This window comes from Exiguobacterium sp. s127, assembly GCF_018618695.1.
Classification (GTDB): Bacteria; Bacillota; Bacilli; order Exiguobacteriales; family Exiguobacteriaceae; genus Exiguobacterium_A; species Exiguobacterium_A oxidotolerans.
Window position 1 is genome coordinate 386,814 of sequence record NZ_JACSMO010000001.1, and the last position, 14,272, is coordinate 401,085.

15 protein-coding genes are annotated in these 14,272 nt (G+C 45.1%); 10 read left to right on the forward strand and 5 right to left on the reverse strand.

Annotated elements, in window-relative coordinates; genetic code table 11:
• Window positions 1-47 precede the first annotated feature (47 nt).
• The 5 genes from ytpR (at window position 48) to KNP98_RS01905 (ending at window position 4,083) form a co-directional block, all read left to right on the forward strand.
• A complete protein-coding gene (gene ytpR, locus KNP98_RS01885) occupies window positions 48-656 on the forward strand; it encodes a YtpR family tRNA-binding protein (protein WP_214810603.1) in 609 nt (202 codons plus the stop codon).
• 37 nt (window positions 657-693) lie between these two features.
• A complete protein-coding gene (locus tag KNP98_RS01890) occupies window positions 694-1,473 on the forward strand; it encodes a hypothetical protein (protein ID WP_088837638.1) in 780 nt (259 codons plus the stop codon).
• A gap of 78 nt (window positions 1,474-1,551) precedes the next feature.
• Window positions 1,552-2,847 carry a UDP-N-acetylmuramate--L-alanine ligase gene (gene murC, locus KNP98_RS01895; RefSeq protein WP_214766592.1) on the forward strand — a complete coding sequence of 432 codons (1,296 nt, stop codon included), beginning with the start codon at window positions 1,552-1,554 and terminating at the stop codon, window positions 2,845-2,847.
• A 165-nt stretch (window positions 2,848-3,012) separates the two neighbouring features.
• Complete coding sequence (locus KNP98_RS01900; RefSeq protein ID WP_088837636.1) at window positions 3,013-3,528, forward strand: DUF5698 domain-containing protein; 516 nt, start codon at window positions 3,013-3,015, stop codon at window positions 3,526-3,528.
• Between the two features lie 114 nt (window positions 3,529-3,642).
• Window positions 3,643-4,083: a Dps family protein gene (locus KNP98_RS01905; RefSeq protein WP_029331180.1), complete on the forward strand. Its 441-nt coding sequence runs from the start codon at window positions 3,643-3,645 to the stop codon at window positions 4,081-4,083.
• 54 nt (window positions 4,084-4,137) lie between these two features.
• Here KNP98_RS01905 and KNP98_RS01910 read toward each other — a convergent pair whose 3' ends face one another.
• The gene (locus KNP98_RS01910; protein ID WP_214810604.1) at window positions 4,138-5,250 is read right to left on the reverse strand and encodes an aminopeptidase; all 1,113 of its coding nucleotides are present in this window, start codon (window positions 5,248-5,250) and stop codon (window positions 4,138-4,140) included.
• 140 nt (window positions 5,251-5,390) lie between these two features.
• On the opposite strand from KNP98_RS01910, the gene KNP98_RS01915 reads away from it, so the two are divergent.
• The 4 genes from KNP98_RS01915 (at window position 5,391) to ccpA (ending at window position 8,960) form a co-directional block, all read left to right on the forward strand.
• Window positions 5,391-5,963, forward strand: a complete 573-nt coding sequence (locus KNP98_RS01915; protein WP_029331178.1) for a DUF948 domain-containing protein — start codon at window positions 5,391-5,393, stop codon at window positions 5,961-5,963.
• Window positions 5,960-6,523: a YtxH domain-containing protein gene (locus KNP98_RS01920; protein ID WP_214810605.1), complete on the forward strand. Its 564-nt coding sequence runs from the start codon at window positions 5,960-5,962 to the stop codon at window positions 6,521-6,523. Before KNP98_RS01915 ends, KNP98_RS01920 begins: the two co-directional genes overlap by 4 nt.
• Before the next feature lie 184 nt (window positions 6,524-6,707).
• The gene (locus KNP98_RS01925) at window positions 6,708-7,793 is read left to right on the forward strand and encodes a bifunctional 3-deoxy-7-phosphoheptulonate synthase/chorismate mutase (RefSeq protein ID WP_088837633.1); all 1,086 of its coding nucleotides are present in this window, start codon (window positions 6,708-6,710) and stop codon (window positions 7,791-7,793) included.
• A gap of 156 nt (window positions 7,794-7,949) precedes the next feature.
• Window positions 7,950-8,960 (forward strand): catabolite control protein A, encoded by a 1,011-nt coding sequence (gene ccpA, locus KNP98_RS01930; RefSeq protein ID WP_214810606.1) that lies wholly within the window; start codon window positions 7,950-7,952, stop codon window positions 8,958-8,960.
• A gap of 74 nt (window positions 8,961-9,034) precedes the next feature.
• Here ccpA and KNP98_RS01935 read toward each other — a convergent pair whose 3' ends face one another.
• The 4 genes from KNP98_RS01935 to KNP98_RS01950 form a co-directional block, all read right to left on the reverse strand.
• Window positions 9,035-9,790, reverse strand: a complete 756-nt coding sequence (locus KNP98_RS01935) for a FixH family protein (RefSeq protein WP_214810608.1) — start codon at window positions 9,788-9,790, stop codon at window positions 9,035-9,037.
• Window positions 9,791-9,900: 110 nt separating this feature from the next.
• Window positions 9,901-11,094 (reverse strand): acetoin utilization protein AcuC, encoded by a 1,194-nt coding sequence (locus KNP98_RS01940; RefSeq protein WP_088837630.1) that lies wholly within the window; start codon window positions 11,092-11,094, stop codon window positions 9,901-9,903.
• The gene (locus KNP98_RS01945; protein WP_214810609.1) at window positions 11,091-11,723 is read right to left on the reverse strand and encodes an acetoin utilization AcuB family protein; all 633 of its coding nucleotides are present in this window, start codon (window positions 11,721-11,723) and stop codon (window positions 11,091-11,093) included. Before KNP98_RS01945 ends, KNP98_RS01940 begins: the two co-directional genes overlap by 4 nt.
• A 12-nt stretch (window positions 11,724-11,735) precedes the next feature.
• On the reverse strand, window positions 11,736-12,368 hold the full coding sequence (locus tag KNP98_RS01950) for a GNAT family N-acetyltransferase (protein WP_159173470.1): 633 nt from the start codon (window positions 12,366-12,368) through the stop codon (window positions 11,736-11,738).
• Window positions 12,369-12,513: 145 nt separating this feature from the next.
• Here KNP98_RS01950 and acsA point away from each other — a divergent pair, with 145 nt between their 5' ends.
• A complete protein-coding gene (gene acsA / locus KNP98_RS01955; protein WP_214766584.1) occupies window positions 12,514-14,217 on the forward strand; it encodes an acetate--CoA ligase in 1,704 nt (567 codons plus the stop codon).
• The last annotated feature ends 55 nt before the right edge of the window (window positions 14,218-14,272 follow it).

The window sequence follows — 14,272 nt, forward strand, 5'->3', positions numbered from 1 at the left end:
TGATACAATAAGCATTGTGAGAAAGTCTGAAGGGAGTCATGGATTGAATGAATGTGTTTTATAATAAAGAAGGTGTCGGAGACGTCTTGATGGTCATCTTATCAGATGCACCACGAGCGGAAGTTACGGCTGAACGTGCAGGTGCTGTCGCGACGATTTTCCATCATGAGCGCGTGATTGGATACAATATTTTTGAAGCGTCACAGCAATTTGAATTGAATGCAGTCGGACCAGTTGAACTGACACCCGAACTCGTCAAAAAAATTCAAAGCGTTTTAGCGGACAACGGCGTAACGTTTGTAATCGATGACATCGATTACTCACCAAAATTCGTTGTTGGATACGTTAGCTCTTGTAAAAAACATCCGGATGCGGATAAACTATCGATTTGCCAAGTCGAGGTGGACGGAGACACACTTCAAATTGTTTGTGGCGCGCCGAACGTCGCAGAAGGACAAAAAGTTGTCGTTGCTAAACCAGGAGCGGTCATGCCATCCGGTTTAATCATTCGACCTTCTGCACTTCGAGGTATACCGTCAAGCGGGATGCTGTGTTCTGCCCGTGAACTCGCATTACCAGACGCACCACAAGAAAAAGGAATTCTTGTATTAGAGGATTCAGCACATACTGGAGAGGCATTCTTAATCGGCCGTTGATTCGGCCGATTTTTTAACAAGATGGAGGGGTGAAGGAATGAGCAATCGTTACGAACAGTCATTGAAGGAACAAGCGGCACGGATTCGACGGGAATTAGCGGGCGAAAAAGAGACGACTCCAGTCGAACGACCGAAAAAAGAAGAGCGAGAAGATCGCTTCGTGTTGACGGATGTTCCATCGCCTATTTACGGATTCCAACGGCCTAAAAAGCAACGGTCGATCCAAGAAGATGTAACTTCGATTGAATCGGAAATGGACGTTTCAAGTGAATCAGAAGAGGGAAAAACCGATGAGGCGCTTGAGAACATGACAGATGAAACAATTGAAGCGTCAGGGATCGAGACGATGGAACAGACGGACTTAACCGAAGTAGACGCAGGTCTTGTTCCAGTGACGGATTCTGAACTACTCAACCCTGACCCATCAATCGAGTCATCAACTGAAGCATTTGCTGTAGAATCTTTTGATTCAGCTCTAACGGAACAAGAGCCAGTTGAAGAAGAACCGGTTACTGAACTAAAACAACAAGATGAATCATTAGAAGTGACATCTTTAAGTGAAGACACGGAACAACCTCCCGTCGAAAACGGAGATGAGATTTCTTCGGAAAACACCGTCGAACATGTCCTTGAGACGGAAACCGTGCAAGAACAACATGTCTTCACGGAAAAGCGCGCTGAAGAAAAAACACAAGTACAGTCAAGTGCAGTCAAGAAACCTGTTGGACCGCCTGTCAACGTTGTGATGACAACTAAAGACTTAATGGCGATGTATCGTGCACGACGTGAACAAAATAATTTACATGGTAAAAAATAAGTCGGTTTGCTATAATGGTACAGGTTTTGTACCCAAGCCCGATGGTACGAACCGGAACGTGAATTGGAGGGCTTTTATATGACAAAGTATCATTTTGTTGGGATTAAAGGGACTGGAATGAGTGCACTTGCCCAAGTATTACATGAGATGAACCATCAAGTACAAGGTTCTGATATCGAAAAACACATCTTTACTGAGGACGCTTTACGGGCGAAAGGTATTCCGTTTTTCCCGTTCAACGCCGACAACATCAAAGAAGATCAAATCATCATTCAAGGAAATGCGTTTGGTGATGAACATCCAGAAATCGCGCGGGCAAATGAACTTGGTTTAACAATTTATCATTACTACGATTTTTTAGGTCACCTAGCAGACGAATATCGTTCAGTCGCAATCACAGGGTCACACGGTAAAACATCGACGACAGGTCTGTTGTCACATGTCTTAAGCGGAATCACGCCAACCGCATTTCTGATTGGTGACGGTACAGGTGCAGGTGTCGAAGAGGCAAAAGCATTTGTGTTTGAAGCATGTGAATACAAACGTCACTTTTTATACTACAAGCCAGATTATGCAATCATGACGAACATCGATTTTGATCACTCGGATTATTTTACAGGCATTGATGACGTCGTTTCGGCGTTCCAAGAAATGGCGATGCAAGTCAAGCAAGCGATCGTTGCTTGTGGGGACGACGAGCATCTTCAAAACATTCAAGCGAATGTGCCTGTCCTCTACTATGGTTTTGGACAGAACAATGATTTCCGCGCTGAAAATGTCGCATCAACACCAGACGGCACATCATTCGATGTCTATTTACGGGATGATTTTTATGGCACGTTCCTGATTCCGGGATTCGGTCAACATCATGTCTTGAATGCTTTATCGGTCATCGCAATCTGTCAGTATGAAGGGTTGAACAAAGAGGATGTCGCGGAACGTCTCGCTTCATTCGGAGGAGTCAAACGTCGCTTTAGTGAATCAGATTTCGGATCACAGATTTTAGTCGATGATTATGCACACCATCCGAAAGAAATTAGTGCGACGATTGAATCGGCACGTAAGAAATATCCGGACCGGGAAGTCATCGCGATTTTCCAACCGCATACGTACACACGCCTAAAGTCATTCATGGATGATTTTGCGACATCGCTTCGGGAAGCGGACGCTACGTATCTCTGTGAGATTTTCGGATCGGCGCGAGAGCAAGAAGGGCAAGTTCGGATTGAGGATCTCCAAGAGAAGATTCCGAATTCTGACATCTTGACGCGAGATAATGTTTCGATTTTAAGTAAACATGACAATGCTGTTCTATTGTTCATGGGTGCGGGGGATATCCAAACGTACCAACAGCAGTATGAAGGAACAAAATAAAATGTTTCATCAGTAAAAGGCATGGGTGCATTCAGGCATCCATGCCTTTTTTGTCGGTTTCGTGAAGTTAAGAAAAGATGACGTACGCCGAACCATTTTTTTATTGCATCTTGAATTGAATTTTGGAATAGTGGGGGTATGTTAATTTAGGAAGGAATCAATCACATGGGACAAATTTTCTTGATTTTATTATTGCAGCTCATTTACGTGCCTGTCCTGACACTCCGGACAATCATGCTCGTCAAAGGGCGGACTGTCATCGCTGGTGTCTTCGGGACGGTCGAAACGTTAATCTATATCTTTGCTTTAGGCGTCGTGTTCCGTGACTTGACGACGCTCGGAATGGTCGTCTACGCACTCGGATTCGGACTCGGTATTTTAATTGGTGGCTTCGTCGAAAGAAAACTTGCGATTGGCTACAATATGATTCAAGTCCATACACAAGAATTTCCGGCTGAACTGATTCAAGTCATCCGCGATAACGGATTTGGTGTCACCCATTACCAAGGACAAGGACGAGACGGTGTCCGGTACCGGCTCGATGTACTTGCTGCACGGACGCGGATGAAAGTATTGCGTGGTTTAGTCGAAGAATATGAGCCAAAAGCATTCCTCGTTGCTTTCGATTCGGTCGACTTCAAAGGGGGATACATGCTGAAGGGGTTAAAACGTCAAAAGTAATGAAAACTTTTGAAGAACATCACGGGATTCTCCACAAAAAGATGTTTACTCTATGTTATTTAAGGATAAAGATGATATAGAACAAATTACAATTCGTGAGAGGGGTAATCGAAGATGATTAGTAATCACGCAAAAACAGCACTAAACCAACAAGTTGCAAACTATGGTGTTTTATTCGTAAAACTCCATAATTATCATTGGTACATTAAAGGACCAGAATTTTTGACGTTACACGTTAAACTAGAGGAATTGTACACGTGGGTATCTGAGCAATATGATGTTGTCGCAGAACGACTGTTGATGAACAATGGAAATCCTTCAGCGACAATGAAAGAATATTTGGAGCAGACGACGCTTGAAGAAGCAAAATCTGGCTTATCTGCCGATCAGATGGTTGAATCCGTCATCAGCGACTTCCAACAAGTACGTAAAGAAATGCTTGAAGCGATTGAACATTTAGAGGCGCAAGACGTGACGGTCGAAGATGATTTACTGGCTCAAGCAAAAGAAATCGAAAAACAAATTTGGATGTTGCGTGCGACATTAAAAAAATAAGTGAACAAAAACGGATGACTGCATCCTTAGAGGATTCGGCCATCCGTTTTCTACTTATTTTAGATTTTCCGGGTTCAAGACGTCGAGTTCAGGAAGGACGAATCGTCCATCTTTACGAATCAAGACATTGTCAAACCAAATTTCACCGCCGCCATAATCCGGGCGTTGAATGTTGACCAAGTCCCAATGGACCGAAGAATCGTTTCCGTTATAGGCTTCAGCGTAAGCTTGACCCGGCGTAAAGTGGAAACTGCCATCAATTTTTTCGTCAAATAAAATATCTTTCATCGGATGTTGGATGAATGGATTGACACCAATCGCAAACTCACCGACGAAACGGGCGCCGGCATCTGTATCAAACACTTGATTGATGCGCTCCGTATCGTTCGCCGTTGCTTCAACAATTTTTCCGTTTTCGAACGTCAATTTTACGTTTTCGAACGTAAATCCTTGATAAGGTGACGGTGTATTATAGGAAATGACGCCGTTGACGGAATCTTTGACAGGGGCCGTAAAGACTTCACCGTCCGGAATGTTGGCATTACCGGCACACTTGATTGCGGCGATGTCTTTAATCGAGAACGTTAAATCTGTCCCGTCCCCGACGAGGCGGACACGATCGGTCTTGTTCATCAGCTCGACGAGTGGTTCCATCGCCTTGCCCATTTTCTCGTAATCCAGCGTACAGACATCAAAGTAGAAGTCTTCAAACGCTTCTGTCGATTGGTTGGCAAGTTGAGCCATCGAAGCTGTCGGGAAACGGAGGACGACCCATTTCGTTCCTTTAACACGATCTTGGGTATGCATTTTCCCTAATGTTTGTCCGTATAACTTCATTTTGTCCGATGGCACGTCAGATAATTCATTGATGTTATCCCCGGCACGTAAGCCGATATAAGCGTCCATCGCTTGCATCTGCTTTTGCTCGATGTCAGCCATCAATTGAAGTTGCTCTTCTGATGCATTTCGGTATAATTTTCGTAGAATACGATTATCTTTCAACAGGACGAATGGAAGTCCGCCTGCTTCATAGGCAGCATCAACGAGTGCTTCGACTAATTCGCGCTCAATTCCGAAATTTTCAATTAAAACTTTTTCACCAGGAGCGAGTGCAACAGAATAATTAATTAAGTTCGTTGCAAGTTGTGTAAGACGTGGATCGCGCATGAATAGTTCCCCCTCTAATTTGCGTATGTAGGTTTCATCTATCATTGTAACGGAAATAAACCAATTGGAGTAGCAGGAACGACTCGAGATACGTCGAACTACCAACAAGACACTAGCAAAAGAAATTGGAGGCATGAATCATGGAAATCACATTAGGCGGTATCGCCGGACTAGTCGCTGCGATCGCATTCGTAGTGCTCGTTATCTTCCTTGCGCGCGTACTTGGTGCAGCAAGCAAGACACTAAATAATGTCGCAGACACGACAGCAGGGCTTGAACGCCAGCTGGACGGAATTATGATGGAGACGACGGCGTTGCTACATAAAACGAATCGTCTTGTCGATACAATCGAAGAAAAAACAGAGCTCCTTGCGCCGGTTGCGAATTCGATTGAAGAGTTAGGCACATCGCTAAACAAAGTGACGGATTCTGTTCGAACTGTTTCTGATACAGTAGCAGGGGCAGCAGATACGAACAAAGAACAGATTGCTCAAGCGGTTCGTTGGGGTTCAGTCGCTGTTGAACTCTTTAAAAAGAATAAACCGGAATCAGGTCAACCTGTTTCATCTTCTAGTACGGCTACGACAACGGTGGAGAAAAAACAACGCCGCCGTTTCCGTAAACAGGCAGATACACCGGTGACACCGGAAGTCGTGTCAGTGCCGGATGTTGAAAGTATTCCAGATGAATTGAAGGGAGATCGTAAATCATGACAAAACAACACCCATACCAAGCCCAGGACCAAAATACTTCAAAAGGTGGCGGCTTCTTAGCAGGTATCATCGTTGGAGGATTGATTGGTGCAGCCGCTGCGTTACTTTCAAGTCCGAAGTCAGGAAGCGAGATGCGTGGCATGCTCGATGAGCGTACAGCTCCTGCACGTCAACGCTTGAATGAACAGACGCAAGTGGTCCGTGAAAAAGCGGAGCCGCTCGTCGGCGAATGGATTCAACTGGCAAAAGATAAAGCAGCACCGGTCATCGAAAAAGCGAAAAAAAATTCAACTGTTCAAGAAGCGGCACAATACGCTGGTTTTGAAAAAGATCAGGCAAGCATTGACGCAGCACTCGCAGAAGCAGAACAACTCGTACGAGACATCGAACGTGAAATCGGTGAGGAAGTGAACGGTGCAGCTGTTGCGGAACAACTCGATACAGAGACTGTCGCTGATCTTTCAGAACTGCGTGAAGATTTAGAAGAAGATCAAGAAGATGAGGCTGAGGAAAACGATCCGCAAGCAGACATGGCAAACGAGAAAAAGCCGAAGAAGTAATTTACTGAACGTATTAGCTGCTTTTAGTAGCTAATACGTTTTATTTTTTTGTATAATTTGATTTGATAAGAGCACATCAAAAAAAAGAATGGGTTCGAGTAGTTCTATCATGTACAATCGGCATGAAGTCGGCTATAATTAGTTGCTATTACGAGCTATATGCTGATTAGGGAGTGGTAGACAGATGGATCAACAAGCAGAACTAAAGCGTTTACGCGATGAACTTGATTTAGTAAACGCTGATTTACTAGAATTAATCAACAAGCGGGGCGAAATCGCCGTCGAAATCGGTAAAGTAAAACGTGCGCAAGGGCTTGACCGTTACGACCCGGTACGTGAACGTCAGATGCTTGAGTCGATAGCCGAAAATAACCATGGTCCTTTTGAAAATGGGCGCCTTCAGCATATGTTCAAAGAGATTTTTAAAGCGTCACTTGAACTACAAGGGGAAGACCGGACACGTAAATTGCTCGTGTCACGTAAACAAAAACCAACGAATACGATTATCCGTGTTGGAGATGATGTCATCGGTGACGGATCTCAACAACTGATTGCTGGACCTTGTGCCGTTGAAAGTGAGGAACAAGTTTTTGAAGTAGCCGCACAGCTTGCAAAGCATGGTGTTCGCTTCATGCGTGGCGGGGCATACAAACCACGGACATCGCCTTACGATTTCCAAGGGCTCGGTTTAGAAGGATTGAAGATGTTAAAAAAAGCAGCAGATGCGCATAACTTACATGTCATTACCGAAATTATGACACCGAGTGCCGTTGAATCTGCTTTACCATATGTTGATATCATTCAAGTCGGTGCACGTAACATGCAAAACTTCGATTTGTTAAAGGAAGTTGGGCGTACGAACAAACCCGTTCTTTTAAAACGTGGTCTTTCAGCAACACTCGAAGAATTCATGTACGCAGCTGAATACATCATGGCGAGCGGGAACGATCAAGTCATCCTATGCGAGCGCGGTATTCGTACTTACGAACGCGCGACACGGAATACACTTGATATTTCTGCCGTTCCTATCCTGAAGCAAGAAACGCATCTTCCTGTCATGGTCGATGTCACACACTCGACAGGACGAAAAGATATTCTTTTACCGACGGCGAAAGCTGCATATGCTGTTGGGGCGGATGCCGTCATGGTCGAAGTGCATCCATTCCCTGCATTGGCACTGTCTGATGCGAACCAACAACTTGATTTTAAAGAATTCGATGCGTTCGTCGAAAACTTAACGTCAACTTTTCCGGCACTAAACGTTCAATGATTTTGTAAAAAGGGTAACCTATAGCGAATGAAAACGTTTTACAATGAAGGAAGAATGGGAAAAGAAAGATATCTTTTCCTGTCTTCCTTTCGTGTTGTCTAAAAATGAAAATGAGAATGAAAACGAAATGATTGTTTAAATAAGGAGGAATTTGCTTTGAACAGTAATATTACAATTTATGATGTAGCACGCGAAGCCGCTGTTTCGATGGCGACTGTCTCCCGGGTAGTTAACGGAAATCCGAACGTCAAGCCATCCACGCGCAAGAAAGTCCAGGATGCAATCGATCAACTCGGGTATCGCCCAAATGCCGTCGCACGTGGACTCGCAAGTAAAAAAACGACAACGGTCGGAGTCATCGTACCGGATATCTCAAATATTTTCTTTGCCGATTTAGCGCGTGGGATTGAAGATGTCGCGACGATGTACAAATACAACATCATTTTATGTAATTCCGATCAAAATCGTGAAAAAGAAATCCATCTCTTGAATACGTTGCTCGGAAAACAAGTCGATGGCATCATTTTCATGGGTGGACGCCTTCATGAAGATTTAGTCCGCGAATTCAAAACATCCCCTGTGCCGATCGTATTAGCAGCGACGCTCAATCAAGACTATGATCTTCCTGCTGTCAACATCGATTACGAGAGTGCGGCATATGACGCCGTCAAATCATTGATCGATCATGGACATAAACGGATCGGGTTCATCACGGGTCCACTCGAGCAACAGATTAACGGTGAGAAGAAATTTGCCGGGTACCGTAATGCCCTGGAAGAAGCCAATCTTCCGTTTCACGAACAAAATGTCGTTTTAGGAAACTACACGTATGATTCAGGAATGAAGGCAATGAACCAACTGCTTGAACTCGGTGAGGAGTGCCCACGTGCAATCTTCGCTGGGACGGATGAAATGGCTCTCGGTGTCATTCATGCCTTACAGGACGCAGGTCACCGTGTTCCTGAAGACTTCGAAGTCATCGGACACGATAATACACGTCTCGCGACGATGATTCGTCCGAAGCTGACGACTGTCGTGCAACCGATGTATGATATCGGAGCAGTTTCGATGCGTCTGTTGACTAAAATCTTGAATCAAGAAGAAATTGAAACAAATGATGTAACGTTACCGCACCGGATTGAGCACCGGGACTCTACACGTTCATGATGTTCAAACAAAAATCGTCCTCTTTCCTAGTCGAGTCTAGGAAAAAAGACGATTTTTGTTTTGTTCTAAATTATTTAAGGTGTCACGGTAATAAGTTGATCTTGATGGTGATGCAACTGATCATTTTCAACATGAAGCCGGACCGTCGTTTGACCAGCTTGTGCTAATTTGACTTGACCGACGTACATGTCTTCTTTCAGTGTCAACGGGATGTAGGTATGTTTTTCGACGCCTTCTTCGATGACTTCGACTTGAACGTCTGCTTTTAAGACTTTTCCATCTTCAAAGATATGAAACGATACAGGGAGCGTCGCACCTGCCGTGACTTTCGTTGCCCCCATATAGTGAACGGCAAGATTTTCGCTCGAAGCATGATCATGATCGGCATCGTCGTGTGAAGCTTCTTCATGCGAATGATCCATTACAGTAAAAGAAATTTTATCCATGTGGTGTAGACCCTTTTTATCATTGATATGATAGAGTCCTTCGTATTCACCTTCAGCGAGTGTTGCTTCTGCTTGGTAAGAACCCGTTTTTTTCAAAGAAGCTTTAATTTTTTTATGAGCAGTATCTTTTTCATCTGCTTTCCAAATCTCGAACGTCACATCTTCTACATTGACTGCTTTTTTATCTTCGACAGCAGTTGCTTTAAATATGACCTTTTCATCAGCCATCGTTTTTGCTGGAACCTCTACTTTGACGTCGACTGCCGGTTTCCCACTACCTTGCATCGCGTCGTGGTCCATCGCCTTTTCTTCGCTATTGTTGCATCCTGCAAGAAATAGACCAGTTGCAAGTACGGCAACACTCATCCCCATCATTTTCTTCATGTTCAGTCCCCCAATTATTCATTTACTATGTAAAGTATTGAAACCTTATTTAGTATACCAATAACTTGTGAAATCCGAACGAAGTATATGTGAAAAGTACAGGACAATTTTTAATCACTCGAGTAGGGTGAAGCTTCTGATAAACGGTCTTTTTTCGCGTCATCGATAAATGGCCATAGGAGTCGTTTAACGGTTTCCCAGTTTTTTTCCTCGATTTCAGGTCGACGGGGAATCGAAGGATACACTGGCAATTGATCTGCCCACGTAGTCGGAACCGTCGTGCTCTGTTTTGTCCATCGCTCAATCCAGTCTTTCGGGAGGTCCCCACTAAATGGTGCACGATTTGTCAAAGCTGCGAAGACTTGACTCCAGGCGCGGGGAACGACACGGTACCAATCGTATCCTCCTCCGCCTAAAGCGACAATCCGGCCTTTCGTATAACGGTTTGCTGCTTCGACAGCGATTTGCGGAATTTGTTCATAACTTTTCATCGTGAGCGACAAGTGAGTCAATGGATCAAGCGCGTGGGCATCGGCACCATTTTGCGTAATGATCAAGTCAGGTTGGAACAACTCACAGGCTTCGAACAAGGCAGTCCGATAGGCGAGTAAAAACGAAGCGTCTTCCGTAAAAGCATCAAATGGAATGTTCCAACTGAAGCCATAACCCTCTTCAGATCCGCGCTCTGTCACCATACCTGTCCCCGGGAAGAGATAACGTCCTGTTTCATGCAGTGACAGCGTCATGGCATCGGAACGATTATAAAAAGCCCACTGGACACCATCGCCATGGTGCGCATCGGTATCGACATAAAGAATACGACACGCATATTTTTCAATCATCGCCGCCATGGCGACTGCTGTATCGTTGTAGATACAAAATCCTGAAGCACGACCACGAAAACCATGGTGCAGACCACCCGCGATATGAAATGTCCGTTTATATCGTCCGGACAAGACGAGTTCGCAAGCCTCAATTGTTCCACCGACGAGTAGTGCGGCACCTTCATGCATGTCAGGGAAGACGGGTGTATCTTCTGTTGCTAGCCCATACATCTGTGCCTTCATTGGCGTCAGTTCACCTTGACCCGCCAGCTTGACGGCTTGAATATAATCGGCATCATGTACGAGTCGTAACTCCTCATCCGTTGCGCGACGTGGTGCGATACAGTCGACGTCCTTGAGTGCCCCCATCGTCTCTAAGAGAGAGACGGTCAAGTCCAGTCGAATTGGGTTGAAAGGATGTGTATCGGAAAAACGATAATTCGTTTCTTCCTCACTGTAAATATAAGCAAACTCTTTCATCGGCTGACGTCGGGACCGAGTACATCGAATCCTTCCTTCCGTAACTTTTCGATGATTCGAATCGGATTCATCGTCTGGACACGAAAAGCGACGATGCGGACATACGGATCAGGCGTAGGATACACGAGGACATTTAAGATATTGATATTCGTTTTGGCGAGTAGATTCGCAATCTTTGCTAATGTACCCGCTGTATTTTCAACACGCACTTCGATTTGTGAGCTCGGCTCGAGCGCTCCTGTTAATTGAACGAATGTCCGAAGCAAATCGGTTTCTGTCATTAAGCCGACGAGACGCCGTCCCCGAACAATCGGTAAGCAAGATAAGCGATGTTCATAAAATAAAATCGCGGCGTCTTCAATGAAATCAAGCGGGTGTGCCGTGATAGGAGTTTGTTGCATGATACTTGAAACGGAATTTTGTTGATCAACGTGAAGGGTATCTGGATGAAAGACACTGCTTGCACTTTGGAGCTCTTTTAGACCGATGAGACCGAAAAGTTCATGACGGGCGTTTGTCACGGGAATATGGCGAATCTCATGACGTTGCATCAATTCTGCGGCATGCGCAATAGAATTTGTTGGTTGAATCGTAATACAATTCGTCTTCATGATTTGTTCGATTAACATGCTATTCCTCCTTTAATCGTACATGAAGCGACGGCGGAGCCGTAAAGCATCGAAATGAGCGACGACTTCTGGTGCGACATGTTTCCCGATACGTGCCATTAAACAATTAGCCGGATGCGATGCAATCTCTGGATCATCGGTCGGGAAAAAGACGAGACCCCCGTGGTTCATCATCTTTTCCATGATTTTTCGATAATCCCAAACAGATAGTCCACTGCCTTTTAAATCCCAATGCCAGTAATACTCGGTCGTCAAGATTAAGTAGTTTTCCATGGCCGGATCGAGCATCGATACCTCGAGAAGCTTTTTACCAATCTGTTGACCGCGAAAACGAGCAGACACTTCAATCGCACCTAACTCTAAAATATATGGATTATTTCCTTCGCTCCATGTCTCATAGGGATCAGGGTAAAGGAATGTGACATAGCCGATGATTTCTTTATTTTGCCTAGCGATAATGATCCGTCCTTCATCTAAATCCGCGATTTCAAGGAGCGCTTGATGCTGCTCTTTCGGTTGCCTGAAGGCAGTTAAACCGTCATCGAGGAGGTAAGTGGCGAGTTGTTTACTCGCGACAGGTCCTTCGATTTCAACTGGACCGAGCGATGTTTCATGAGTACGATGATTGAATTGTTTTTCAAACATGTAAGCGTCACCACCTTTCTCTTTATTATAGCCGAAGCGAGTTGCGGAAAGAGAGGGATTTTTTAACAAATTAACGGCAATCGATTGAACTACACCATAACTAGCTTATAATGGAGAAGAGTATAGAGAAGGGGAGGAACGAGAGATGAAAGTTTTGAAAGCGCTTCCGGGTAAGCATTGGTTATCCGACTATAATGAATCGGCGTCATACGATTGGCAAGAAGCGGAACAATATTTTTCATGGGCAACGACGGGGAAAGTCAATATGGCCCATGAAGCAATTGACCGTCATGCTGAAGGTGAACGAGCGAATAAAAAAGCTCTGATTTACTTTGATGGAACGACGGAGCAAACTTTTACGTATGCTGACATGAAACGTTTGACGAACAAAGCGGCAAACGTTTTGACGGATGCTGGAATCAAAGCAGGAGACCGAATTTTTATCTTCATGCCACGTTCGCCAGAACTTTATTTTGCGTTGCTCGGTGCCTTGAAAGTCGGAGCAATTGTCGGTCCGTTGTTTGAAGCCTTCATGGAACAAGCTGTACGCGACCGCTTGCTTGATTCTGAAGCAAAGATGTTGATTACGACGAAAGCATTATTACCACGTGTTCCGCTTGAAGAGTTATCGACACTCGAATCCGTCTTTTTAGTCGATGAAGACATCGAGACGACAGATCGGCTACTGGACTTCCGGGCAGCGTTCGAGTCCGCGTCAGATGTGTACGAACCGGTTTGGCTCGACCGGGAAGACGGTCTCATCTTACATTATACGTCTGGGTCGACGGGAAAACCAAAAGGGGTCTTACACGCTCAAAATGCGATGATTCAACACATGATGACCGGACGTTGGGTTCTTGACCTTCAGGAAGATGATATCTATTGGTGTACAGCAGATCCGGGCTGGGTGACGGGGACGAGTTATGGGATTTTTGCCCCGTTCTTAAATGGTGCGACGAATGTCATCGTCGGTGGTCGGTTCAATCCGGAGTTTTGGTACAGTGTCATTGAAAAATACAAGGTAACGGTTTGGTATAGTGCACCGACCGCATTCCGGATGCTGATGGGTGCCGGCGCAGACGTCGCACAAACACATGACTTGTCGAGCTTACGGCACGTGTTATCCGTCGGAGAACCGCTCAACCCAGAAGTCGTTCGTTGGGGAAAAGAAGCATTCGACCAACGCATCCATGATACGTGGTGGATGACGGAAACAGGGGCAATGATGATTTGCAACTATAAATCGATGGACATCAAACCAGGGTCGATGGGGAAACCGATTCCTGGGACAGAAGCTGCAATCATCGATGATCAAGGGAATGAGTTACCTCCGTTTAGAATGGGCAATTTAGCTTTGAAAACACCGTGGCCATCCATGATGCGGCAAATCTGGAATAATCCACAAAAGTATGAATCATACTTCTTCAAAGGATGGTACGTTTCAGGAGATTCTGCATATATGGATGATGAAGGATACTTCTGGTTCCAAGGACGCGTCGATGATGTCATCATGACGGCAGGAGAACGGGTGGGACCGTTCGAAGTTGAAAGTCGTCTTGTCGAGCACCCGGCAGTTGCAGAAGCCGGTGTCATCGGGAAACCGGATCCAGTACGTGGTGAAATCATCAAAGCCTTCATTTCGTTACGAGACGGCTATGAACCGACTGAAGAATTGAAACAAGAAATTCAGGCGTTCGTCAAAGAAGGGCTTGCAGCACATGCGACGCCACGTGAGATTGACTTCCGAGACAAGCTTCCGAAAACCCGGAGCGGTAAAATCATGCGCCGCGTCTTGAAGGCGTGGGAACTAAATCTTGAAGCGGGTGACCTCTCGACGATGGAAGAATGATGTCAGAGTAAGTGACGTATAGGATTGACTGTTCTTGAACTACCAACGATGCTTC

Coding starts and splice junctions, on each gene's coding strand:
- ytpR (WP_214810603.1), top strand. CDS start 48: ATGAATGTGTTTTATAATAAAGAAGGTGTCGGAGACGTCTTGATGGTC.
- KNP98_RS01890 (WP_088837638.1), top strand. CDS start 694: ATGAGCAATCGTTACGAACAGTCATTGAAGGAACAAGCGGCACGGATT.
- murC (WP_214766592.1), top strand. CDS start 1,552: ATGACAAAGTATCATTTTGTTGGGATTAAAGGGACTGGAATGAGTGCA.
- KNP98_RS01900 (WP_088837636.1), top strand. CDS start 3,013: ATGGGACAAATTTTCTTGATTTTATTATTGCAGCTCATTTACGTGCCT.
- KNP98_RS01905 (WP_029331180.1), top strand. CDS start 3,643: ATGATTAGTAATCACGCAAAAACAGCACTAAACCAACAAGTTGCAAAC.
- KNP98_RS01910 (WP_214810604.1), bottom strand. CDS start 5,250: ATGCGCGATCCACGTCTTACACAACTTGCAACGAACTTAATTAATTAT.
- KNP98_RS01915 (WP_029331178.1), top strand. CDS start 5,391: ATGGAAATCACATTAGGCGGTATCGCCGGACTAGTCGCTGCGATCGCA.
- KNP98_RS01920 (WP_214810605.1), top strand. CDS start 5,960: ATGACAAAACAACACCCATACCAAGCCCAGGACCAAAATACTTCAAAA.
- KNP98_RS01925 (WP_088837633.1), top strand. CDS start 6,708: ATGGATCAACAAGCAGAACTAAAGCGTTTACGCGATGAACTTGATTTA.
- KNP98_RS01935 (WP_214810608.1), bottom strand. CDS start 9,790: ATGAAGAAAATGATGGGGATGAGTGTTGCCGTACTTGCAACTGGTCTA.
- KNP98_RS01940 (WP_088837630.1), bottom strand. CDS start 11,094: ATGAAAGAGTTTGCTTATATTTACAGTGAGGAAGAAACGAATTATCGT.
- KNP98_RS01945 (WP_214810609.1), bottom strand. CDS start 11,723: ATGTTAATCGAACAAATCATGAAGACGAATTGTATTACGATTCAACCA.
- KNP98_RS01950 (WP_159173470.1), bottom strand. CDS start 12,368: ATGTTTGAAAAACAATTCAATCATCGTACTCATGAAACATCGCTCGGT.
- acsA (WP_214766584.1), top strand. CDS start 12,514: ATGAAAGTTTTGAAAGCGCTTCCGGGTAAGCATTGGTTATCCGACTAT.